This window comes from Streptomyces stelliscabiei (assembly GCF_014873495.1).
Classification (GTDB): Bacteria; Actinomycetota; Actinomycetes; order Streptomycetales; family Streptomycetaceae; genus Streptomyces; species Streptomyces bottropensis.
On sequence record NZ_JADBGF010000001.1, the window covers coordinates 5,905,705 to 5,926,782 of the forward strand.

Annotated in this window: 19 protein-coding genes; 15 read left to right on the forward strand and 4 right to left on the reverse strand. The window is 70.3% G+C overall.

The window, feature by feature from the left end; genetic code table 11:
- Positions 1-5: 5 nt before the first annotated feature.
- From H4687_RS26100 to H4687_RS26110, 3 genes are all read left to right on the forward strand, one after another.
- The gene (locus H4687_RS26100) at positions 6-1,256 is read left to right on the forward strand and encodes a CobW family GTP-binding protein (RefSeq protein WP_050399559.1); all 1,251 of its coding nucleotides are present in this window, start codon (positions 6-8) and stop codon (positions 1,254-1,256) included.
- 5 nt (positions 1,257-1,261) lie between these two features.
- Positions 1,262-1,495 carry a 30S ribosomal protein S18 gene (gene rpsR, locus H4687_RS26105; RefSeq protein ID WP_050399560.1) on the forward strand — a complete coding sequence of 78 codons (234 nt, stop codon included), beginning with the start codon at positions 1,262-1,264 and terminating at the stop codon, positions 1,493-1,495.
- A 499-nt stretch (positions 1,496-1,994) separates the two neighbouring features.
- Positions 1,995-2,261, forward strand: coding sequence for a DUF397 domain-containing protein (locus H4687_RS26110; protein WP_013001698.1), 267 nt, complete (start codon positions 1,995-1,997; stop codon positions 2,259-2,261).
- Positions 2,262-2,342: 81 nt separating this feature from the next.
- On the opposite strand, the gene H4687_RS26115 is transcribed toward H4687_RS26110, so the two are convergent.
- Positions 2,343-2,858, reverse strand: coding sequence for an ATP-binding protein (locus H4687_RS26115; RefSeq protein WP_167358675.1), 516 nt, complete (start codon positions 2,856-2,858; stop codon positions 2,343-2,345).
- 326 nt (positions 2,859-3,184) lie between these two features.
- Between H4687_RS26115 and H4687_RS26120 the strand changes: the two genes are divergently transcribed.
- The 4 genes from H4687_RS26120 to H4687_RS26135 all read left to right on the forward strand — a co-directional run bounded on the left by H4687_RS26120 (position 3,185) and on the right by H4687_RS26135 (position 6,955).
- Positions 3,185-4,009 (forward strand): helix-turn-helix domain-containing protein, encoded by an 825-nt coding sequence (locus H4687_RS26120; RefSeq protein WP_046918835.1) that lies wholly within the window; start codon positions 3,185-3,187, stop codon positions 4,007-4,009.
- A 144-nt stretch (positions 4,010-4,153) separates the two neighbouring features.
- On the forward strand, positions 4,154-5,614 hold the full coding sequence (locus H4687_RS26125) for an aldehyde dehydrogenase family protein (protein ID WP_046918834.1): 1,461 nt from the start codon (positions 4,154-4,156) through the stop codon (positions 5,612-5,614).
- Between the two features lie 125 nt (positions 5,615-5,739).
- Positions 5,740-6,288 (forward strand): DinB family protein, encoded by a 549-nt coding sequence (locus H4687_RS26130; RefSeq protein ID WP_046918833.1) that lies wholly within the window; start codon positions 5,740-5,742, stop codon positions 6,286-6,288.
- 25 nt (positions 6,289-6,313) lie between these two features.
- The gene (locus H4687_RS26135) at positions 6,314-6,955 is read left to right on the forward strand and encodes a PadR family transcriptional regulator (RefSeq protein WP_046918832.1); all 642 of its coding nucleotides are present in this window, start codon (positions 6,314-6,316) and stop codon (positions 6,953-6,955) included.
- A gap of 148 nt (positions 6,956-7,103) precedes the next feature.
- On the opposite strand, the gene H4687_RS26140 is transcribed toward H4687_RS26135, so the two are convergent.
- Positions 7,104-8,546, reverse strand: coding sequence for a glutamate decarboxylase (locus tag H4687_RS26140; RefSeq protein WP_046916765.1), 1,443 nt, complete (start codon positions 8,544-8,546; stop codon positions 7,104-7,106).
- A gap of 126 nt (positions 8,547-8,672) precedes the next feature.
- On the opposite strand from H4687_RS26140, the gene H4687_RS26145 reads away from it, so the two are divergent.
- Both H4687_RS26145 and H4687_RS26150 read left to right on the forward strand, forming a co-directional pair.
- Positions 8,673-9,434: a MerR family transcriptional regulator gene (locus tag H4687_RS26145; RefSeq protein WP_046916766.1), complete on the forward strand. Its 762-nt coding sequence runs from the start codon at positions 8,673-8,675 to the stop codon at positions 9,432-9,434.
- Positions 9,435-9,627: 193 nt separating this feature from the next.
- Positions 9,628-10,605, forward strand: a complete 978-nt coding sequence (locus H4687_RS26150; RefSeq protein ID WP_046916767.1) for a DedA family protein — start codon at positions 9,628-9,630, stop codon at positions 10,603-10,605.
- Positions 10,606-10,711: 106 nt separating this feature from the next.
- On the opposite strand, the gene H4687_RS26155 is transcribed toward H4687_RS26150, so the two are convergent.
- Together H4687_RS26155 and H4687_RS26160 are read right to left on the reverse strand one after the other, a co-directional pair.
- A complete protein-coding gene (locus H4687_RS26155) occupies positions 10,712-12,439 on the reverse strand; it encodes a threonine/serine exporter family protein (protein WP_373560628.1) in 1,728 nt (575 codons plus the stop codon).
- Between the two features lie 135 nt (positions 12,440-12,574).
- Positions 12,575-13,066: an inorganic diphosphatase gene (locus H4687_RS26160; RefSeq protein ID WP_020113767.1), complete on the reverse strand. Its 492-nt coding sequence runs from the start codon at positions 13,064-13,066 to the stop codon at positions 12,575-12,577.
- Positions 13,067-13,145: 79 nt separating this feature from the next.
- Here H4687_RS26160 and dacB point away from each other — a divergent pair, with 79 nt between their 5' ends.
- From dacB to folE, 6 genes are all read left to right on the forward strand, one after another.
- The gene (gene dacB, locus H4687_RS26165; protein WP_046916769.1) at positions 13,146-14,795 is read left to right on the forward strand and encodes a D-alanyl-D-alanine carboxypeptidase/D-alanyl-D-alanine endopeptidase; all 1,650 of its coding nucleotides are present in this window, start codon (positions 13,146-13,148) and stop codon (positions 14,793-14,795) included.
- Positions 14,796-14,946: 151 nt separating this feature from the next.
- Positions 14,947-16,071 carry a zinc-dependent metalloprotease gene (locus tag H4687_RS26170; RefSeq protein ID WP_050399561.1) on the forward strand — a complete coding sequence of 375 codons (1,125 nt, stop codon included), beginning with the start codon at positions 14,947-14,949 and terminating at the stop codon, positions 16,069-16,071.
- 191 nt (positions 16,072-16,262) lie between these two features.
- A complete protein-coding gene (gene tilS, locus H4687_RS26175) occupies positions 16,263-17,429 on the forward strand; it encodes a tRNA lysidine(34) synthetase TilS (RefSeq protein ID WP_046919678.1) in 1,167 nt (388 codons plus the stop codon).
- A 96-nt stretch (positions 17,430-17,525) separates the two neighbouring features.
- Positions 17,526-18,086, forward strand: a complete 561-nt coding sequence (gene hpt / locus H4687_RS26180) for a hypoxanthine phosphoribosyltransferase (protein ID WP_046919677.1) — start codon at positions 17,526-17,528, stop codon at positions 18,084-18,086.
- A gap of 178 nt (positions 18,087-18,264) precedes the next feature.
- Entirely contained in the window at positions 18,265-20,280 is a 2,016-nt protein-coding gene (gene ftsH / locus H4687_RS26185) for an ATP-dependent zinc metalloprotease FtsH (RefSeq protein WP_050399562.1), read from the forward strand.
- A 192-nt stretch (positions 20,281-20,472) separates the two neighbouring features.
- Positions 20,473-21,078, forward strand: coding sequence for a GTP cyclohydrolase I FolE (gene folE, locus H4687_RS26190; RefSeq protein WP_005475800.1), 606 nt, complete (start codon positions 20,473-20,475; stop codon positions 21,076-21,078).

The window sequence follows — 21,078 nt, forward strand, 5'->3', positions numbered from 1 at the left end:
CCGACGTGACCCAGCTGTCTGTCGCGATCGTCGGCGGGTTGCACGCCGACGCCCGGCGGGCCGCCGTCGAGGCGCTGCTCGCCGGGGTCCCGGGCAGCGTCGCGCTGCACCACGACCTCTCCACCGCCGCCGACGGTCCGGACGCCAAGGTCGTCCGGACTGTCCGGGACGCCGGGGGCCTCGTCTCCACCGGCGAGACCCGGCTCGTCAACGACTGCGCCTGCTGCGCCCTGCGCGAGGACCTCGTCCCCGAACTGGAACGCCTGGCCGAGGCGGGCCTGACCCGCCTGGCCGTGGTCGAACTCTGGGACTCGGTGGAGCCGAAGGCGATGGCGGAGGTGATCGCCGCCGGCGGCCTCCGCCTCACCTCCGTGATCACGGCCGTGGACCCCGCCCTCCTCCTGCCCTGCCTCGGCAACGGCGACGACCTCGCCGACCGGGGCCTCGCCGCGGCCTCCACCGACCAGCGCACCGTCGCCGACACCTTCGCCCGCCAGCTGGAGTACGCCCCGGTCCTCGCCGTGCTCGACTCGGAGGAGGCCGACGAGGAGGACAGGGCCCTGCTGGCCCAACTCCACCCGACGGCCCAGCGGGTGCCCATCGGCGACCGGGGCCGCGCTCCTGAGGTGGCCGCAGGCCCCGACAGGGGCGCGGGGAACTGCGCGACCAGCCGCGACACACCGGCACCCGGAGACGTACGGCAACCCCTACGGCGCCCGTCCGCCCTGCTCGCGGCAGCGTTCGCCGGCTTCGACGTGGACGCGGCGGCCGCCGCCCAGCACCCCGCCTGCGCCCTCCTCCCCACGGACGCCGACGAACACGGCGTCACCACCCTCGTCTGGCACCGCCACCGCCCCTTCCACCCCGAGCGGCTCTACGCGGCACTGGAGGATCTCTGCTGCGCGGCCGCCCGCAGTCGCGGCAGGTTCTGGCTGGCCGAGCGCCCCGACACCCTGCTGCACTGGGACGCGGCCGGCGGCGCCCTGTGCGTGGAGTCGGTCGGCCCCTGGCTCGCCTCGCTGCCGGACGCCGCCTGGGACCTGGTTCCCCCGGTCCGCCGGGCCGCCGCCGCGCTCGACTGGCACCCGGAACACGGCGACCGCTGCCAGCACCTCGTCTTCACGTCCCCGGGCCTGGACCGCGACGGACTCGAACAGCTCCTGGAGTCCTGCCTGCTCACCGACACCGAGTACGCCGCCGGCCGCGCCGCCTGGGAACGGCTGCCGCGCCCCTTCGACACCTTCCTGGAGGTCTGACCGCCATGCCCCGCAAGCCGGAGCGCACGCCCGCCAAGTCCCGCCCCAACCCGCTGGACCAGGCGAAGATCACGTACGTCGACTACAAGGACACCGACCTGCTGCGGCGCTTCATCTCCGACCGGGGCAAGATCCGCAGCCGCCGGGTCACCCGCGTCAGCGCCCAGCAGCAACGACAGCTCGCCCGCGCCATCAAGAACGCCCGCGAGATGGCCCTCCTGCCGCATTCCGCCCGCTGACGACGGCCACGGACCCCTCCACCGGCCGTCAACCGGCCCACCAACCAGCGGTCCCACCGCCGTCGAAGCCCCACCTGTCACCCTCGAACCACCACCCCCACCCGGCCCCCGGGGAGGCTCCACGACCTCCCCGGGGGCACTCGTTTCCCGCCATCCTGCGCACACCGGCCCCGCTCCCTGAACCGCGCGGACCCGGCCCCCGTAGGGAGGGGCAGGGGGCCATGCACCAGGACGACACCGAATCTCCCCAGCCGTTGACGGAACAGGATCGCCCCGACATACGTCTCTCCAGTGCCGCGGTGCTGTGACTGCGGGCTCACCCCTCGTGCACGTGCATCTGCCCGTGCATGCGCAGGTGCATCCGCTCATGCGTCGGCACGTGAACGAAGCTATGATCCGGGGCAGTTGACCGCTGCATCACTGGCGGCACGGGCATCACTGGCCACACCAGTGCCAATGCGCATCAAGCGCACCACTGCACCACCCCGGGGAGCGACCTGTGGACCACGACGTGTACGGCGTGGATGACGTGTACAACGGCATGGCCGCGACGGAGCTGACCCAGCTCCACGCGGTGGCCTGGCAGAAGAGCCGGCACAGCAACTCGCAGGGGAACTGCGTGGAGTTCGCCCGGCTGCCCGGCGGTGAGGTGGCGGTGCGAAACTCACGCTTCCCCGACGGCCCGGCGCTCGTCTACACGCGCGCCGAGATCGAGGCGATGCTCCTGGGCGTCAAGGACGGTGAGTTCGACCACCTGGTCGGATGAATCCCGCCCGGCGGCGGGGGAGCGGTGGAGTCCGCCGATGTGACACGCGTAGAACCGCGGCGCCGAAAGGCGCCGCGGTTCTCAGTGGGCGCGGTGCGGGTCCGGTGTCCGCGGCACCTGGAACAGCGCCCACACCACCTTGCCGTTGAGCGCGCCGCCCAGCGGGTGCCAGCCCCAGCTGTCCGCGAAGGAGTCCACCAGGAACAGTCCGCGCCCGGACTCCGCCGAGAAGTCCTCGGAGTCGCCCGCGACCGGGCTGTCGTGACTGGGGTCGCGCACCGCGCACACCAACCGCTCGGTCCAGCGCATCAGATGCAGCCGTACCGGTGGATCCTGGTCGGGGCGCGACCCGTTGCCGGAGGGCAGGCCGTGCCGCAGGGCGTTGGTGACGAGTTCCGAGACCACGAGACAGACGTCGTCGAAGCGGTCGTCCAGCTTCCACTGGCCGAGGGTGCCCCGGGTGAACTGCCGTGCCTCGCGCACCGCTTCGTAGCGGGGCGGCAGCGCGCAGGAGGCGGCGTCCGACACGGTCGCGGGATCAAGTGGCGGAAGTCCCTGCCGTAAGGGTTCGAGCATGGTCGATCCATTCGTCCCCATGCGAGGCACTCCCCGGTGTCTGCGGTCGTTGCGATGCAGCGGTGGCGCGGGACCATGGTTTCTGATGCGTACAGCAGATGCAAGGGCAGATGCACGTGCACGCGCCCGAAATGGACCTGCCCATGCCGCTTGCTGAACATTTCTTCTGCCACCCTGCTCCTACTCCTCGCGCGTCCCGCCCGTCTCAGATGTTGAAGACTTTCCATTTCTGTAACCGGGCGAGTGCGGATCGGAGTGGTTTAGTGGCAGACTGCGGCCCTTGAAGAAGTTGGGGAGGCTGGACGAACGTGGGCGCCGGTGAATCGAGCGGGTCGGTGGTGAGGCGGATGCTGCTGGGCTCGCATCTCAGGCGGCTGCGCGAGTCGCAGGGGATCACCCGGGAGAAGGCCGGGTACTCGATCCGCTCCTCCGAGTCGAAGATCAGCCGGATGGAACTCGGCCGGGTCAGCTTCAAGACCCGTGACGTGGAGGACCTGTTGACCCTCTACGGCGTCACCGACGAGACCGAGCGCACCTCGCTCCTCTCCCTGGCCAAGGAAGCCAATGTCGCCGGCTGGTGGCACAGCTACTCGGACGTCCTGCCCAGCTGGTTCCCCACCTACGTCGGCCTCGAAGCGGCGGCCCACCTCATCCGCAGCTACGAAGTGCAGTTCGTGCACGGCCTGTTGCAGACCGAGGCGTACGCCCACGCGGTCGTCTCCCGGGGCATGCAGGGCGCGAGCGAGGCCGAGATCGACAAGCGGGTGGCCCTGCGCATGGAGCGCCAGAAGTACCTGGTGTCCGAGAACGCCCCCGAGTTCCACTGCGTCCTCGACGAGGCCGCGCTGCGCCGGCCGTACGGCGACCGGGAAGTGATGCGCGGTCAGCTCCAGCATCTGATCGAGATCTCGGAGCGCCCGAACGTACGGATACAGGTCATGCCGTTCAGCTTCGGCGGTCACGCCGGTGAGAGCGGCGCCTTCACCGTGCTGAGCTTCCCCGAGTCCGACCTCACCGACGTCGTCTATCTCGAACAGCTCAGCAGCGCGCTCTATCTGGACAAGCGCGAGGACATCGCCCAGTACGAGCGGGCGATCGGGCAGCTCCAGGAGGACAGCCCGTCCACGGCCGAGAGCCGTGACCTGCTGCGGGGGCTGCTGCAGCTCTCCTGAGGCCGCCAGCCCCGCTGTTCCCGAGCCTCTCCGGGTTCGCTCGGGGCCTTCACGGAGTCTCCCGAGTAACCCTCCAACTCCCCTTACCCAGACGTACGATGACGAGTGATCAATCTTGATCGATGCCGACTGATTGAGGATCACATGTCGTCCTACTTCACCGACCTGGCACAGCAGTACATCGGCGGCGAGTGGCGCCCGGGTTCAGGCTCCTGGGACATCATCGACTTCAACCCGTACGACGACGCGAAGCTCGCGTCGATCACCATCGCCACGGTCGACGAGGTGGACGAGGCCTACCGGGCCGCCAGGACGGCGCAGAAGGAATGGGCCCAGGTCAACGCCTACGCGCGTCGCGCGGTCTTCGAGAAGGCCCTCGCCCTCATCGAGGAGCGCGAGCAGGAGATCACCGAGGTGATCATCGCCGAGCTGGGCGGCACGCATCTGAAGGCCGGGTTCGAGCTGCACCTCGCCAAGGAGTTCCTGCGCGAATCGATCCAGCTGGTGCTGCGCCCCGAGGGCAGAATCCTTCCGTCGCCGGTCGAGGGCAAGGAGAACCGCCTCTACCGCGTACCGGTCGGCGTCGTGGGCGTCATCAGCCCCTTCAACTTCCCCTTCCTGCTCTCGGTCAAGTCGGTCGCCCCGGCCCTCGCCCTCGGCAACGGCGTCGTGCTGAAGCCGCACCAGAACACCCCCATCACCGGTGGCACCCTGGTCGCGAAGATCTTCGAGGACGCCGGCCTGCCCGGCGGGCTGCTCAACGTCGTCGTCACCGACATCGCCGAGATAGGCGACGCCTTCATCGAGCACCCGATCCCCAAGGTCATCTCCTTCACCGGCTCCGACAAGGTCGGCCGCCACGTCGCCACCGTCGCCGCCTCGAACTTCAAGCGCGCGATCCTCGAACTGGGCGGCAACAGCGCCCTGGTGGTCCTGGACGACGCGGACATCGACTACGCCGTCGACGCCGCCGTCTTCTCGCGCTACGTCCACCAGGGCCAGGTCTGCATGGCCGCCAACCGCGTCCTGGTCGACCGTTCCGTCCAGGCCGAGTTCACCGAGAAGTTCGTGGCCAAGGTGAAGTCCCTGAAGGTCGGCGACCCGAGCGACCCCTCGACGGTCATCGGCCCGGTCATCAACGCCTCCCAGGCGGACGCCCTCAGGGGCGTCGTCGAGCAGGCCCTCGCCGAGGGAGCCACCGCGCTCGTCCACGGTTCCACGACCGACAACCTGGTCGAGCCGTCCGTCCTCATCGGCCTCCCCGCCGACTCCTCCCTCCTGCGGCAGGAGGTCTTCGGCCCGGTCGCCTTCCTCGTCCCCTTCGACGGCGAGGAGGAGGCCGTCGCCCTCGTCAACGACACCCCGTACGGCCTCAGCGGCGCCGTCCACACCGCCGACATCGAGCGGGGCGTGAACTTCGCCAAGCAGATCGACACCGGGATGTTCCACGTCAACGACGGCACCGTCCACGACGAGCCCCTCGTCCCCTTCGGCGGCGAGAAGCACTCCGGCGTCGGCCGCCTGAACGGCGACACCGCGGTGGACGCGTTCACCACCCAGAAGTGGATATCGGTCCAGCACAAGCGGAGCTTCTTCCCGTTCTGATCCACCCGGGACCGGTTTCCGGCCCACGGACCCTTGCGGACAGAACCTGACCGCAAGGGTCCGTAACTTGGTCGGTGTCAGAGGGGCTCACCCGAGTCCCCCGGTCCGGCGAGAGGCAGACGGTCATGGTCACGCACGTGAGCGCGGAGGCGAAGGGCGACGAGCGAGGGGCGCTGCTGTCCTTCCTGGAGGAGCAGCGCGGGGGCATCCGGCGCGCGGTGCTCGGCCTGACCGACGAGCAGGCGTCGGCCAAGCCCAGCGCCAGCGACCTGTCCCTGGCCGGACTCCTCAAGCACGTCGTCGAGGTCGAGCAGAGCTGGGTCGCCCGGGCCAAGGCCGAGGCCCCGGCGGTGCGGCGCGACGAGTCGAACTGGCACGAGACCTTCGCCCTGGTCGGCGACGAGACGGTGGAGTCGCAGCTCGCGTACTGGGAGAAGGTCGCCGCCGAGACGGAGTCCTTCATCCGGTCGGTGCCCAGCCTCGACGACACCTTCGCCCTGCCGAACGACCCCTGGTTCCCGCCGGAGGGCCGTGTCTCCATGCGCTGGCTGGCCCTGCACCTCATCCGCGAGACCGCCCGGCACGCGGGCCACGCCGACATCATCCGTGAGTCGCTGGACGGCGCCACCGCCTTCGAGCTGGTGGCGAAGGAGCAGGGGACGAGCTGGGGCTGATCCCCCTGGTTCTACGCTTGGGCGCATGTCAGCGATCCGTCTTCTCGTGCTCGGCGCCGTGCGCCAGCACGGGCGGGCCCACGGCTACCAGGTCCGCAACGACCTGGAGTACTGGGGCGCGCACGAGTGGTCCAACGCCAAGCCCGGCTCGATCTACCACGCCCTGAAGCAGATGGCGAAGCAGGGACTGCTGCTCGCGCACGAGATCGCCCCCTCGACGGCCGGCGGGCCGCCCCGTACCGAGTACGAGATCACGGAACAGGGCACCGAGGAGTACCTCCGGCTCGTGCGCGAGTCCCTCACCGCCTACGACCAGCAGCCGGACATCCTCTCCGCCGCCCTCGGCACCATGGTCGACCTCGGCCGGGAGGAGGTGCTCGGGCTCCTGGAGGAGCGGGTGCGGTCCATCGAGAAGTGGCGCCGGTCCGTGACCGAGTACTACACCCCCGAGGACGGACCCGGCCAGCTCGGCCACATCGGCGAGATCATGAACTACTGGATCCACTCCGCCGACACGGGCGCCGACTGGACCCGCGGCCTCATCGCCCGCATCCGCGCCGGCGCCTACACGTTCGCAGGCGAGGGCGCCCCTTTCATCGGCGTCCTCTCAGAGGGCCAGGAAAACCCCTACGCAACGGGCGAACCCCACCCGGGCGACACCCACTGACAACCCTGCACCCGCCTCAGCTACGGGGCACGTCGCGCGCAACCGCAAGCGTCAGGGGCGCGGGGAACGGCGCGACAAGCCACAACCCACCCGCACCCGCCCAACCACCCGCACCCCCTCCCACCCTCCAGGCGCCCCACCCGCACCCCTAGTGATGGAACCCCGTCGCCGCCCCCGCATCCCGCGTCAACGGCCCCGGCTGCCGCCGCAGTTCGGGCAGCAGACTCCCGAGGTCCTCCAGGAACAACCCCGCGAGATCGGAACTGAACCCGTTGCGGCACACCACCCGCAGCACGGACAGGTCCTCCCGGTTCTCCGGGAACGTGTACGCCGGCACCAGCCACCCCCGCTCCCGCATCCGCCGAGCCACGTCGAAGACGTCGTACGCGGTGACGTCCTCGCCCGTGGTGAAGGCGAACACCGGCAACTCGTCGCCCCGCGTGAGCAGCCGGAAGTCACCGAGCTTGCCGACCTCGTCCGCGAGCCCCATCGCCACGTCCCGCGTCGACTGCTGCACCGCCCGGAACCCCTCACGCCCGAGCCGCAGGAACGTGTAGTACTGCGCGACGACCTGCGCCCCGGGCCGCGAGAAGTTGAGCGCGAACGTGGGCATGTCGCCGCCCAGGTAGTTCACCCGGAACACCAGCTCCTCCGGCAGTTCCTCGGAGGACCGCCACAGCGCCCAGCCGACCCCCGGGTACACCAGCCCGTACTTGTGCCCCGAGGTGTTGATCGACGCCACCCGGGGCAGCCGGAAGTCCCACACCAGCTCCTCGTCGAGGAAGGGCGCGACCATCGCGCCGGACGCGCCGTCGACATGGACGGGCACATCCAGCCCCGTACGGTCGCGCAGGTCGTCGAGGGCCGCGCACAGCTCGGCGATCGGCTCGTAGGACCCGTCGAAGGTGGAGCCGAGGACGCCCACGACCCCGATCGTGTTCTCGTCGCACAGCGCCGCGGCCGCCGCCGGGTCGAGATGGAACCGGTCGCCCTCCATGGGCACCTGCCGGGCCTCGACCTCCCAGAAGTTGCAGAACTTCTCCCAGCAGACCTGGACGTTGACGCCCATCACGAGATTCGGCCGGGCGTCCGCCGAGGGATACCGGTCGGCGTTCCGCTTGGCCCACCGCCGCTTGAGGGCCATCCCGGCGAGCATGCAGGCCTCGCTGGACCCGGTGGTCGAGCAGCCCACGACGGCGGCCGGGTCCGGCGCGTTCCACAGATCGGCGAGCATCGACACACAGCGCCGCTCCAGCTCGGCCGTGCGCGGGTACTCGTCCTTGTCGATCATGTTCTTGTCCCGGCACTCACCCATCAGCACCCCGGCCTCCGGCTCCATCCACGTGGTGACGAAGGTGGCGAGGTTGAGCCGGGAGTTGCCGTCCAGCATGAGTTCGTCGTGGACGAGCTGGTACGCCGTCGAAGGGGTCAGCGGCGCGTCCGGGAGCCGATGTTTGGGTGGGGCCTCGGTCATCCCGCCCACCGGGTTGGCGGCCTGACCGTAGAAGGGGTTCACGGCGAGCCGGTGCCCGTCCTTCCGCCCGGCCCCGCCGTCCCGTGCGTCGTCGCTGTCCCATCGGTGCAGTGGCATGTATCCGACGGTAGGTCCGCTGCCCGGGACTCGCACCTCACACGCGGAGCATGGCGGAAACGGACTTGCACCTCACGCGACGTGAGGACCCACTCTGGAACGCGTACCGAGAAAGGGAGCGGGAGCATGGGCCACACCGTGGGACAGGTCGCGGGCTACGCCGGGGTCACGGTGCGCACGCTGCACCACTACGACGAGATCGGACTCCTCGTCCCGAGCGAGCGCACCGGCGCAGGTCACCGCCGCTACGGCGACGACGACCTCGACCGGCTCCAGCGGATCCTGTTCTACCGGGAACTCGGCTTCCCCCTCGACGAGGTCGCGACCCTGCTCGACGACCCGGAAGCGGACCCGCGGACGCACCTGCGCCGCCAGCACGAGCTGCTGACCGCCCGGATCGAGAAGCTGCAGAAGATGGCCGCGGCCGTGGAGCACGCCATGGAGGCACGCAAGATGGGCATCAACCTCACCCCCGAGGAACGGTTCGAGGTCTTCGGCGACAAGGACCCCGACCGCTACGCCGAGGAGGCGGAACAGCGCTGGGGCGGCACGGAGGCGTACGCCGAGTCGCAGCGCCGCGCCGCCTCGTACACCAAGGCCGACTGGCAGCGCATGCAGGACGAGGTGGCCGACTGGGGCGCGCGCTACGACGCCCTGATGTCCGCCGGCGAGGAGCCGACCGGCGAGGCCGCCACGGCCATGGCGGAGGAGCACCGGCAGCACATCAACACCTGGTTCTACGACTGCCCGTACGAGATGCACCGGAACCTCGGCGAGATGTACGTCTCCGACGAGCGTTTCAAGGCCTTCTACGACGGCATGCGCCCCGGTCTCGCCGAGCACCTGCGGGACGCGATCCACGCCAACGCGGACCGGCGGCGCCTCTGACCCATGGCGCGCCCGAACCCACGGCTGACCACACGGCTTGGTCTCAGTGCGGCCACAGGGCACCCTGGGGGAGCCGGTGGAACCTAGTGGGGTGACCGTGCGTTGATAGCTTTGGTCACCCCTGTGGGTCCCACCGCCGTGGGTCCCCACCCACAGGCCCGCACTTTCTCTCACCCCCCAGGAGCCCGGAACCGTGACGACGATCGCCCTCGGACCGAGCTGGTTGGATCCGGACTATCTGCTCGACTCGTTCGGTATCTGGGGCCTGCTCCTGATCGTGTTCGCCGAGTCCGGCCTCCTCATCGGCTTCTTCCTGCCGGGCGACTCGCTGCTGTTCACGGCGGGCATGCTGATCACCGCCAAGACGCTGGACTTCCCGCTGTGGCTGGCCATCGTGCTCATCTGCGTCGCCGCGATCCTGGGTGACCAGGCGGGCTACATGTTCGGCAAGAAGGTGGGCCCCTCGCTGTTCAAGCGGCCGGACTCCCGCCTGTTCAAGCAGGAGAACGTCACCAAAGCACACGAGTTCTTCGAGAAGCACGGGCCCAAGTCCCTGATCCTGGCCCGCTTCGTGCCGATCGTGCGCACCTTCACGCCGATCATCGCCGGCGTCAGCGGCATGAAGTACCGCACGTTCCTCATCTTCAACGTCGTCGGCGGCGTCCTGTGGGGCGCGGGCGTCACCCTGCTCGGTTCCTGGCTCGGGCAGATCGAGTTCGTCCGCAAGAACATCGAGGCGATGCTCATCCTGATCGTCCTCATCTCCGTGCTTCCGATCCTCTTCGAGCTCCTCAAGGCGAGGAAGGCGAAGAAGAACCAGCCCCAGCAGCCCGAGCAGCAGCAGTCCGCCCCCGCCCCGGCCATGGACGACGCGACGACCCAGCTCCGCCGCATCCCGTCCTCCGACCAGCCCCAGCAGCAGCCGTACGACCCCAACCAGGGCTACGACAACCAGGGTTACCAGCAGCAGAATTACGGCAACCAGGGCTACCAGCAGCAGGGCTACGGCAACCAGGGCCACCAGGGCGAGCAGGGCCACCAGGACTACGGCTACCAGCAGCCCCAACAGCAGCCGTACGCCCAGCAGTACCCCCAGGGCAACCAGTACCCCCCGCACCAGAACCAGCAGAACCAGCAGGGCTACCAGGGCCAGGACTACCCGCAGTACTGAACGGCCAAGGCCCCGCGCCCCGCTCTTGCGGGGCGCGGGGAAGTGCGCGAACCACCACGACGTAACCGCACCCGCCGGCGCGTCCGTCCCCCGAGCCCTCAAACGCTCAGAAACCCCTGGTGCGCTTCGCGGCCTTGCGCCCCGCCCGCGCGGCACCCGGCAGGAACAGCCGGAACACCTCGGACCCGAGGTTCACCCCGATGGCGATGGCCATCGCCAGCGCCGCCGCCTTGGTCAGCGACACCAGCCCCGCGTCCACGTCGTTCTGCGCGAACGCCAGCAGCCCGAAGTACGTCGCCGATCCCGGCAGCAGCGGCCCGATCGCCGCGGTCGTGTAGGGCAGCGCGGAGGCGAACCGGTAGCGCGACAGCAGCTGCCCGAACAGACCCACCAGCCCCGCGGCCACCGCCGTGGAGGCCACCGGTGAGATCCCGCCCGCTTCGTGCATGGCCCCGTACACGGCCCAGGCGACACCCCCGTTGAGGGTCACCGCCAGCACGGTGGATCGTTCCTGCTGGAGCAGCACCGCGAAGGTCAGCGACAACAGCATCGAGGCCCCGAGCTGCAACAGCGGCCGGTCCGCGCTGCCGAGGGCCGCGTCCGGGTTCAGCTCGGCGCCCACCTTCACCCCGAAGTACAGGACGAGCAGCACCCCCGCCACGATGCCCACGAAGAGGTACATGACCTCCAGGAGCCGGGCGGAGGCGGTGATGTAGAAGCCGGTGAGCCCGTCCTGCACCCCCGCGACCAGCGCCCGCCCGGGCAGCAGAGCGAAGAGGCCACCGGTGATCACGGCGGACGCCGCCACGTCCACGTGCGTCACCGTCAGCGCCACCCCGATCGCCGCCGGGGGCATCGCCGCCACCAGGAACTGGTAGAACTCCGGCAGTCCCCGCCCCGAGCACAGCCAGGCCAGCCGGTCGCCGAGCATCGCGCCCAGCGCGGCGGCGACGAAGACGACGACCCCACCGCCGACCAGCAGGGAGGCGGCGCCCGCCAGCAGCCCGCTCGCCCCGGTCAGTGCCCAGCCGGGGTAGGGGTGCCGGTTGCGCCGTATCTCCGCGAGCCGCCGGTAGGCCTCCTCCAGCGTATGGGCGCTCTCCGGCGTGCTGAGGTCGTCCACCAGCTGGAAGACGGCCGCGAGCCGGGTGTAGTCGGTGGCCCGGCGCCGGACGATCCGGGCCGCCGTGACCGGGTCGTCCACCAGCGACGGCTGGTAGGTGACCGACAGCTGGGTGAAGGTGACGGTCGGCTCGCAGCGGTCGAGGCCGTAGGACCGGCACACGGCGAACATCGCCGCCTCCACGTCCTCCGCGCCCTCACCGCCCGCGAGCAGCAGTTCGCCGATGCGCAGGGTGAGGTCGAGCACGCGCGGCACGGCGGGCCCCGTGTCGCCCTCCGTGCGCGCCGGCGACTCCGGCGCGGGCCGCTCCGCCACCGGCATCCGCAGCATCGTGCGCATCCGGTCCTGCCAGGGCACGTCCTTGGTCAGACTGACGACCGGGATCCCGCCCGGCGGCGTGAACGCGACCGGCGCGTGCCGCGCGCTGTAGGTCCGCGGCACGCTGAACGCGGACCCCTCCTGCTCCGTCGCCACCGGCTCGGGCGGCGCCAGCCCCTCCGGCAGGGCGAACTCGGAGGTCGTCTGTGCCTCCGACTCCGCCCCGGCGGCTGGTACGTCCAGCCCGGCCGGGACCCTGAACTCCGAGGTCACCGACGCGTCGCCGTCGATCCCCAGGGCCACGCCCACCGGCACGAAAGCCTCGCTCGCCTCGTCCGACACCGGCTTACGGCCCTCCCCGGGTCCGCGCCTGGCCGGTTCCGTCACTCCCACTTCGCCGCACTCCCTGAACGACACCTCGACACGCCTCAGTATGCGCACCGATACGCACCGGCACGCGAACGGGCCGCGCGCCCCTCAAGGGGTCACGCGGCCCGTTCGTGCGATCAGCCGACCAGAGCGTCGGGGTCAGTGACCGCCCTGCTCCTTGAAGCGCAGGTACGACTTCTCGACCTCGGCCTCGGCCTCGGTGCGGCCGACCCAGTCGGCGCCCTCGACGGACTTGCCGGGCTCCAGGTCCTTGTAGACCTCGAAGAAGTGCTGGATCTCCAGGCGGTCGAACTCCGAGACGTGGTGGATGTCACGCAGGTGCTCCACCCGGGGGTCGGTCGCCGGGACGCACAGCAGCTTGTCGTCGCCGCCGGCCTCGTCCGTCATCCGGAACATGCCGATCGCGCGGCACTTGATGAGGCAGCCCGGGAAGGTCGGCTCGTCCAGGATGACCAGCGCGTCCAGCGGGTCGCCGTCCTCGCCGAGGGTGTTCTCGACGAAGCCGTAGTCGGTCGGGTAGGCGGTCGAGGTGAAGAGTCGACGGTCCAGGCGGATCCGACCGGTCTCGTGGTCCACCTCGTACTTGTTCCGCGAACCCTTCGGAATCTCGATCGTGACGTCGAACTCCACCGGTGGCTCCTCCATGATCAACACATAGTTCTGGTGGTTAAGTGTCCCTCACGCAGGTGGGTGATCGCGAAAGGGGCTGGTGGTCGTGCGGGAGCCGAAGGTCTGGCGGGCCGCGAGACCGCATGTGGCGCGGGTCGCGCGCGGCGTGAAACCGGGGATCGCGCGCGCTGTACGCGCCGTCGAGCCCGGTGCCGCGCGCGTCGCCCAGGTGGTGAAACCCGGCGTCGAACGCGTCACGAGCGCCGTCACGGCACGCTCTTCGCAGCTCGCGGGGAGCGCGAAGAAGCTCACGACCCTCCAGTTCACCGCCGGCGCGGCCACCCTGGGGCTGGTGCTCTCGGCCGGGGCGGTGACCGCCGCCGGACCCTGGGACTCCTCCGGTCAGCGTACGGCCGAGCGCGCCTGGGCGGCATCGGGGGCCGACCAGGGTGGCGCAGATCACGGAGGCCGTTCGGGTACGTCGTCCGGCACGGCGGGGGCGCCCAAGCCCGCGCCGAGCGCCCCCGCCGTGCTGGCCGGCCTCGACGGCGCCTCCGGCGCGAACTCCCTGCCCGCATCCGCCGCCCTGGCCGCCGCCCTCGACCCGTTCCTGAAGGCACCCGTCCTGGGCCCCCGCCGCGCGGCCGCCGTCGTCGACGTCGCGACCGGCAAGCGGCTGTACGCCCAGAACGCGGACGACGCCCTGACCCCCGCCTCCACGACCAAGATCGCCACGGCTGTCGCCGCCCTCTCGGCGGTCGGCCCCGACCACCGCATCGAGACCCGGGCGGTCCTGGCGCCCGACTCCACCGAGGTCGTCCTCGTCGGCGGCGGCGACCCCACCCTCACGGCGCACCAGGACACGGGCGGCTACGCGAGCCTGCGCACCCTCGCCGACGAGACGGCCGCCGCCCTGGACGAGCGCCACCTGAAGAAGATCACCCTCACCCACGACACCTCCCTCTACGAGGGCCCCGAGCAGCACACCATCGGCGTGAACGGCAACCTCGCCCTGGTCGTCCCGCTCATGGCCGACGAGGCCCGCCTCAACGACTCCTCCAGCGGCAGCGCGGAGCGCGACCCGGACCCGGCGGCGGCCGCCACCGCGACGTTCGCCTCCCTGCTGGAGGAGCGGGGCGTCACGGTGCGGACCGAGGGCTCCGCGAAGACCCCGAAGGGCGCGAAGGAACTCGCCGCGGTCTCCTCCCCGCCCCTGTCGACCCTGGTCGAGCGGATGCTCACCCACAGCGACAACGACATCGCCGAGGCCCTCGCCCGTCAGGTCGCGCTCGCGACGGGCGAGCGGCCGAGCTTCGAAGGAGGCGCGGCGGCCATCAAGAAGGAACTGAAGAAGCTCGAACTGCCCCTCGGTGGTGTCGAGTTCGCCGACGGCAGCGGCCTCAGCCGGGGCAACGAACTGACTCCCGCGCTCCTCACCACCCTCCTGGCCAGGTCCGCGGACCCCGGCCACCCCGAACTCCGCTCCGTCCTCACCGGCCTGCCCGTCGCCGGCTTCACCGGCACCCTCCGCGGCCGCTACCCCAGCGAGGCCACCGGCACCGGCGTCGTCCGCGCCAAGACCGGCACCCTGAGCAACGTGAACACCCTCGCCGGCACGGTCGTCGACGCCGACGGCCGCCTCCTCGCCTTCGCCTTCCTGGCGACGGAGACGGACATGGCCGACACCGACCTCGCCAAGAAGGCCCTGACCGACGCCACCTCGACCCTGGCGACCTGCGGCTGCCGCTGAGGCGGCGGAGGGAAAGGCATGGGGCGCAGCCCCTGCCTTTCGGGGGCGCGGGGAACTGCGCGAGAACCCCCACCCACCCGCAGCCAAGTCACCACCGCACCCACCCCCCACGGCCTGCCCCAAGCGGCAGCGCTCACGTACGGTTGACAACATGACTCGTATCGGTGGTGCCGAGATGGTCGACTGGAATCTCGCGGTGGCGACCGCGACCCGGCTCGTACGGCCGGGCCCCGAGGTGAGCCGCGACGAGGCCAGGGCCATCGTCGCCGAGCTCCGCCGGCACGCGAAGGCGTCGGAGGAACACGTCCGCGCCTTCACGCGGATGCTGCCCGACACGGGCGACGACACCCCCGTCCTCGTGGTGGACCGGCCCGGCTGGGTCCGGGCCAACGTGGCCGGCTTCCGGGAGCTGCTGAAGCCGCTGCTGGAGAAGATGCAGGAACGTCGCGGCAACACCCCGGGCGGCGCCGTCCTCGGCGCGGTCGGCGGCAAGGTCACCGGCGTCGAACTGGGCATGCTCCTGTCGTTCCTGTCCTCCCGGGTCCTCGGTCAGTACGAGACCTTCGCCCCGGCGACCCGCGAACTCTCGGCGGGCGAGAACGGCGGGGGCCGACTGCTCCTCGTCGCGCCCAACATCGTGCACGTGGAGCGCGAACTCGACGTCCAGCCCCACGACTTCCGCCTCTGGGTGTGTCTGCACGAGGAGACGCACCGGACCCAGTTCACGGCCGTCCCCTGGCTGCGGGACCACCTGGAGGGTGAAATCCAGTCGTTCCTGGGGGAGACGGAGGTCGATCCCACGACCTTCCTGGAGCGCGTCCGGGAGGCCGCCCAGTCACTCGCGGGTGGCCGGCCCGAGGGAGAGGTGGGCGACGACGGTCACTCGATCGTGGAATTGGTGCAGACCCCCGCCCAGCGCGAGATCCTCGGCCGGCTGACCGCCGTCATGTCCCTCCTGGAGGGCCACGCCGACTACGTGATGGACGGGGTCGGTCCGGCCGTCGTGCCCTCGGTCGCCGAGATCCGGGAGAAGTTCCAGCAGCGACGGGCCAAGGGTGCCTCCCGCCTGGACCAGGCCCTGCGCAAGCTGCTGGGCCTGGACGCCAAGCTCAGGCAGTACAGGGACGGTGAGCGGTTCGTACGGGCGGTCGTCGAACAGGTCGGCATGGACGGCTTCAACCGTGTCTGGACCTCACCGAACACCCTGCCGACCAAGGCGGAGATCGCCAAACCGGCGGACTGGGTCACACGGGTGCATCGCAAGGCGGAGTCGTGAGCCACGCGTGAGCGTGGTGAACGAATCCGGCCTACGGCAGGCAAACGCACCTCCAATCACCCGTCCGAGGGACCGTGAGCGAGGGGTAGGCGTGCAATGCTCGGGGAACGGCCCGGTTCTGTCACCATCTACACACTCTGAGTGACCGAACTCGGGCTCACCCCCCGACAATTTCATGAAGGGAACCGGACATGGGTCCCCACCCCGCGGTCGCGGCGATACGCCTGGCGGTACGCCGCGTACTCCACGACCTCCTCACCGAACACGACACGAACACCACCCTGCGCGCGCCCGCCCACGCGACCCCCGGCGCGCCGTCGGGCACGGGCGCGCGACCGGCGCCCGCGCCGCCCACGGCCGTGACCCCCACGGCCGGGCCCATCGACGTCCGGCGCAGCGCGTCCGCGCGCCCGGGAGCGTCCCGCACGGGGGCCGGCGGGGACGAGCGCCCGCTCGTGCTCGTGGCGTGCTCCGGCGGTGCCGACTCCATGGCCCTCGCCTCCGCCCTCGCCTTCGAGGCGCCCAAGCTCGGCGTCCGCGCCGGCGGCGTCACCGTCGACCACGGTCTGCAGCCCGGTTCCGACCTGCGCGCCGAGGAAGTCGCCCTGCGCCTGCGCGAACTGGGCCTGGACCCGGTCGAGTCGGTGGCCGTGACCGTCGGCCGCGACGGCGGCCCCGAGGCCGCCGCCCGGGACGCCCGCTACGGAGCCCTCGACGCCGCGCTGGAACGCCACGGCGGCACCGCCGTCCTGCTCGGCCACACCCGCGACGACCAGGCCGAAACCGTCCTGCTCGGTCTCGCCCGCGGCTCCGGCATCCGCTCCCTGTCCGGTATGGCCGCGGTCTCGGGGGCCGACGGCCGTTATCGCCGCCCCTTCCTCCAGCTCGACCGGCAGACCGCCCGCAAGGCCTGCATGGTCCAGTCGCTGCCCGTCTGGGACGACCCGCACAACGCCGATCCCGCCTACACCCGGTCCAGGCTCCGCCACGAGGGCCTGCCCGCCCTGGAGAAGGCGCTCGGCAAGGGCGTCGTCGAGGCCCTCGCCCGTACGGCCCAGCTCTCCCGGGACGACGCCGACGCCCTCGACACCTGGGCCCGCCAGGCCGAGGCGTCCGTCCGCGACGCCGCCGGTCTGCTGGAGTGCGCGAAGCTCTACGCGCTGCCGCCCGCCGTGCGCCGCCGGATCCTGCGCCGGGTCGCCATCGAGGCCGGTGCCCCGGCCGGTTCCCTCTTCGCCCGGCACATCGAGGAGGTCGACCGGCTCATCACCGGCTGGCGCGGTCAGGGGGCCATCAATCTCCCCGGCCGGGTCGTGGCCCAGCGCCAGGGTGGCAGACTGGTGATTCGGCAAGGCTGAAATCCGGACGCCGAAGGGGCCCCTCACACGGGCCCCGGACCCCCCGCACGGGGTGCGGGTGTCCGGGAGCGGCCCTGGGACGACCGACCGAAAGTGATGCGGGTGGACGCGAAAGACATGGGTGCCGACCTCAAAGAGGTGCTCATCACCAAGGAAGAGATCGACGCGAAGCTCGTCGAGCTGGCCGCGAAGATCGACGCGGAGTACGCGGGCAAGGACCTGCTGATCGTCGGAGTCCTCAAGGGCGCGGTCATGGTCATGGCGGACCTCGCGCGGGCGCTGTCCACCCCGGTCACCATGGACTGGATGGCCGTGTCCTCCTACGGCGCGGGCACCCAGTCCTCGGGTGTGGTGCGGATCCTCAAGGACCTCGACACCGACATCAAGGGCAAGCACGTCCTGATCGTCGAGGACATCATCGACTCGGGCCTGACCCTGTCGTGGCTGATCTCCAACCTCGGCTCCCGCGAGCCCGAGTCCCTGAAGATCTGCACCCTGCTGCGCAAGCCCGACGCCGCCAAGGTCGCCATCGACGTGGAGTGGGTCGGCTTCGACATCCCCAACGAGTTCGTCGTGGGCTACGGCCTCGACTTCGCCGAGAAGTACCGCAACCTCCCGTTCGTCGGTACGCTCGCGCCCCACGTCTACGGCGGCTGAACAACCCTCGTAAGACGCTCGGGAACCCCAGCGGGTTTCGCGCCGTTGGAGCATGCGAGGACGGGATCGCCGACAGTCCCCTGCGGCTTCGGGTGACAATGCTGGGGTACCGTCCGAAGAACAGTCTTTTATCAAACTCACTATGGCAGGAGGGACGGGGCGGCACCGCTCCGTATGGATGGACGTGAAGCGATACTTCCGTGGGCCAGTCATGTGGATCGTGCTGGCCGTCCTTGCCGTGGTCGTGTTGATGCAGGTCGTCGGCTCGTCCGGCGGCTACAAGACGGTGGACACCGGCCAGGTGGTCCAGGCGATCAATGACAACAAGGTCAAAGAAGCCAAACTGACCACCGGCGAAGAGCAGCTCCTGAAGGTGCAGCTCAAGGACGGCCAGAAGATCGAGGACAGCTCGAAGATCCAGGCGAGCTACATCGGCGACCAGGGCGTCACCCTCGCCAACACCCTGCAGGACAAGTTCCAGAACAAGCAGATCCCCGACGGCTACACGGTCTCCCCGACCAAGCAGAACGCTTTCGTCGGCATCCTGCTGTCCCTGCTCCCCTTCGTCCTGATCGTGGTCGTCTTCCTGTTCCTGATGAACCAGATGCAGGGCGGCGGCTCCCGGGTCATGAACTTCGGGAAGTCCAAGGCCAAGCTCATCACCAAGGACACCCCGAAGACGACCTTCTCGGACGTCGCGGGCGCGGACGAGGCCGTCGAGGAACTCCACGAGATCAAGGAGTTCCTCCAGGAGCCGGCCAAGTTCCAGGCCGTCGGCGCCAAGATCCCCAAGGGTGTGCTGCTCTACGGCCCGCCCGGTACGGGCAAGACGCTGCTGGCGCGCGCCGTCGCGGGCGAGGCGGGCGTCCCCTTCTACTCGATCTCCGGTTCCGACTTCGTCGAGATGTTCGTCGGTGTCGGTGCCTCCCGGGTCCGTGACCTCTTCGAGCAGGCCAAGGCGAACGCCCCGGCGATCGTCTTCGTCGACGAGATCGACGCGGTCGGCCGCCACCGCGGCGCCGGCCTCGGCGGTGGTCACGACGAGCGCGAGCAGACGCTGAACCAGCTGCTCGTCGAGATGGACGGCTTCGACGTCAAGGGCGGTGTGATCCTCATCGCCGCGACGAACCGCCCGGACATCCTCGACCCGGCGCTGCTGCGCCCGGGCCGCTTCGACCGCCAGATCGCCGTCGACCGCCCGGACATGCAGGGCCGTCTGGAGATCCTCAAGGTCCACCAGAAGGGCAAGCCGGTCGCGCCCGACGTCGACCTCGGCGCCGTCGCCCGCCGCACCCCCGGCATGACGGGTGCCGATCTCTCCAACGTCCTGAACGAGGCCGCGCTCCTGACGGCCCGCAGCGACAAGAAGCTGATCGACAACCACATGCTGGACGAGGCGATCGACCGTGTGATCGCGGGCCCGCAGAAGCGGACCCGGATCATGTCGGACAAGGAGAAGAAGATCACCGCGTACCACGAGGGCGGTCACGCCCTGGTCGCGGCGGCCTCACCGAACTCCGACCCCGTCCACAAGATCACCATCCTGTCCCGGGGCCGCGCCCTCGGCTACACGATGGTCCTGCCGGACGAGGACAAGTACTCGACCACCCGTAACGAGATGCTCGACCAGCTCGGCTACATGATGGGTGGCCGCGCCGCCGAGGAACTGGTCTTCCACGACCCGACCACCGGCGCCTCGAACGACATCGAGAAGGCCACCAGCCTGGCCCGCGCGATGGTCACCCAGTACGGCATGACCGAGCGTCTCGGTGCCATCAAGTTCGGCGGCGACAACAGCGAGCCGTTCCTCGGACGTGAGATGGCTCACCAGCGCGACTACTCGGAAGAGGTCGCCGCGCTTGTGGACGAAGAGGTCAAGAAGCTCATCGAGAACGCGCACAACGAGGCCTGGGAGATCCTGGTCGAGAACCGCGACGTCCTCGACAACCTGGTGCTGCAGCTGCTGGAGAAGGAGACGCTGGGCAAGGAGCAGATCGCCGAGATCTTCGCCCCCATCGTCAAGCGTCCGCCCCGGCCCGCCTGGACCGGCTCCTCCCGCCGCACCCCCTCCACCCGTCCGCCGGTCCTCTCCCCCCGGGAGCTGGCACTGACGAACGGCGCGAACGGCGCGACACCGGCGATCACCACCAAGGCGCCCGTCGACGCGACTCCGGAGGAGAACGCGGAGAGCTGACGCCCCACCGGCGAGAACCGGCCACCGCCGGGAGCCCGACTCCCGGCCCCGGCCGCCTCGTCAGGCCCGGAATGGATGCCGTGCCCCCCAGGTTCTAGCCTGGGGGGCACGGCCTTTTCGTATGACCGGAACATGGCCGAAAAATGAGACGCGTGGCCGTGCGCGTCGTCAGGCTCAGGAGCGAGGCACGACATGACCGACCCCGTGACGCTGGACGGTGGGGGCGCCATCGGCGAGTTCGACGAGAAGCGCGCCGAGAACGCCGTACGGGAGCTGCTGATCGCGGTCGGCGAGGATCCCGACCGGGAAGGGCTCAGGGAGACCCCGGCGCGGGTGGCGCGGGCGTACCGGGAGATATTCGCGGGGCTGTGGCAGCAGCCGGAGGGCGTGCTGACCACGACCTTCGACCTCGGTCACGACGAGATGGTCCTGGTGAAGGACATCGAGGTCTACAGCACCTGTGAACACCATCTGGTCCCGTTCCGCGGTGTCGCGCACGTCGGGTACATCCCGTCCACCAGCGGAAAGATCACCGGCCTGTCGAAGCTGGCGCGGCTGGTGGACGTCTACGCCCGGCGGCCCCAGGTGCAGGAGCGGATGACGACGCAGATCGCCGACTCGCTGATGGAGATCCTGGAGCCGCGCGGGGTCATCGTGGTCGTGGAGTGCGAGCACATGTGCATGTCGATGCGAGGCATCCGCAAGCCCGGAGCGAAGACCATCACGTCGGCCGTGCGCGGCCAGCTGCGGGACGCGGCCACCCGCAACGAGGCGATGAGCCTCATCATGGCCCGCTGA

What these genes read in the sequence shown, in the direction of transcription:
- rpsR (WP_050399560.1), top strand. Translation starts at nt 1,262, where the DNA reads ATGCCCCGCAAGCCGGAGCGCACGCCCGCCAAGTCCCGCCCCAACCCG.
- H4687_RS26115 (WP_167358675.1), bottom strand. Translation starts at nt 2,858, where the DNA reads ATGGGGACGAATGGATCGACCATGCTCGAACCCTTACGGCAGGGACTT.
- H4687_RS26120 (WP_046918835.1), top strand. Translation starts at nt 3,185, where the DNA reads ATGCTGCTGGGCTCGCATCTCAGGCGGCTGCGCGAGTCGCAGGGGATC.
- H4687_RS26125 (WP_046918834.1), top strand. Translation starts at nt 4,154, where the DNA reads ATGTCGTCCTACTTCACCGACCTGGCACAGCAGTACATCGGCGGCGAG.
- H4687_RS26130 (WP_046918833.1), top strand. Translation starts at nt 5,740, where the DNA reads ATGGTCACGCACGTGAGCGCGGAGGCGAAGGGCGACGAGCGAGGGGCG.
- H4687_RS26135 (WP_046918832.1), top strand. Translation starts at nt 6,314, where the DNA reads ATGTCAGCGATCCGTCTTCTCGTGCTCGGCGCCGTGCGCCAGCACGGG.
- H4687_RS26140 (WP_046916765.1), bottom strand. Translation starts at nt 8,546, where the DNA reads ATGCCACTGCACCGATGGGACAGCGACGACGCACGGGACGGCGGGGCC.
- H4687_RS26145 (WP_046916766.1), top strand. Translation starts at nt 8,673, where the DNA reads ATGGGCCACACCGTGGGACAGGTCGCGGGCTACGCCGGGGTCACGGTG.
- H4687_RS26170 (WP_050399561.1), top strand. Translation starts at nt 14,947, where the DNA reads ATGACTCGTATCGGTGGTGCCGAGATGGTCGACTGGAATCTCGCGGTG.
- tilS (WP_046919678.1), top strand. Translation starts at nt 16,263, where the DNA reads ATGGGTCCCCACCCCGCGGTCGCGGCGATACGCCTGGCGGTACGCCGC.
- hpt (WP_046919677.1), top strand. Translation starts at nt 17,526, where the DNA reads ATGCGGGTGGACGCGAAAGACATGGGTGCCGACCTCAAAGAGGTGCTC.
- ftsH (WP_050399562.1), top strand. Translation starts at nt 18,265, where the DNA reads ATGGACGTGAAGCGATACTTCCGTGGGCCAGTCATGTGGATCGTGCTG.
- folE (WP_005475800.1), top strand. Translation starts at nt 20,473, where the DNA reads ATGACCGACCCCGTGACGCTGGACGGTGGGGGCGCCATCGGCGAGTTC.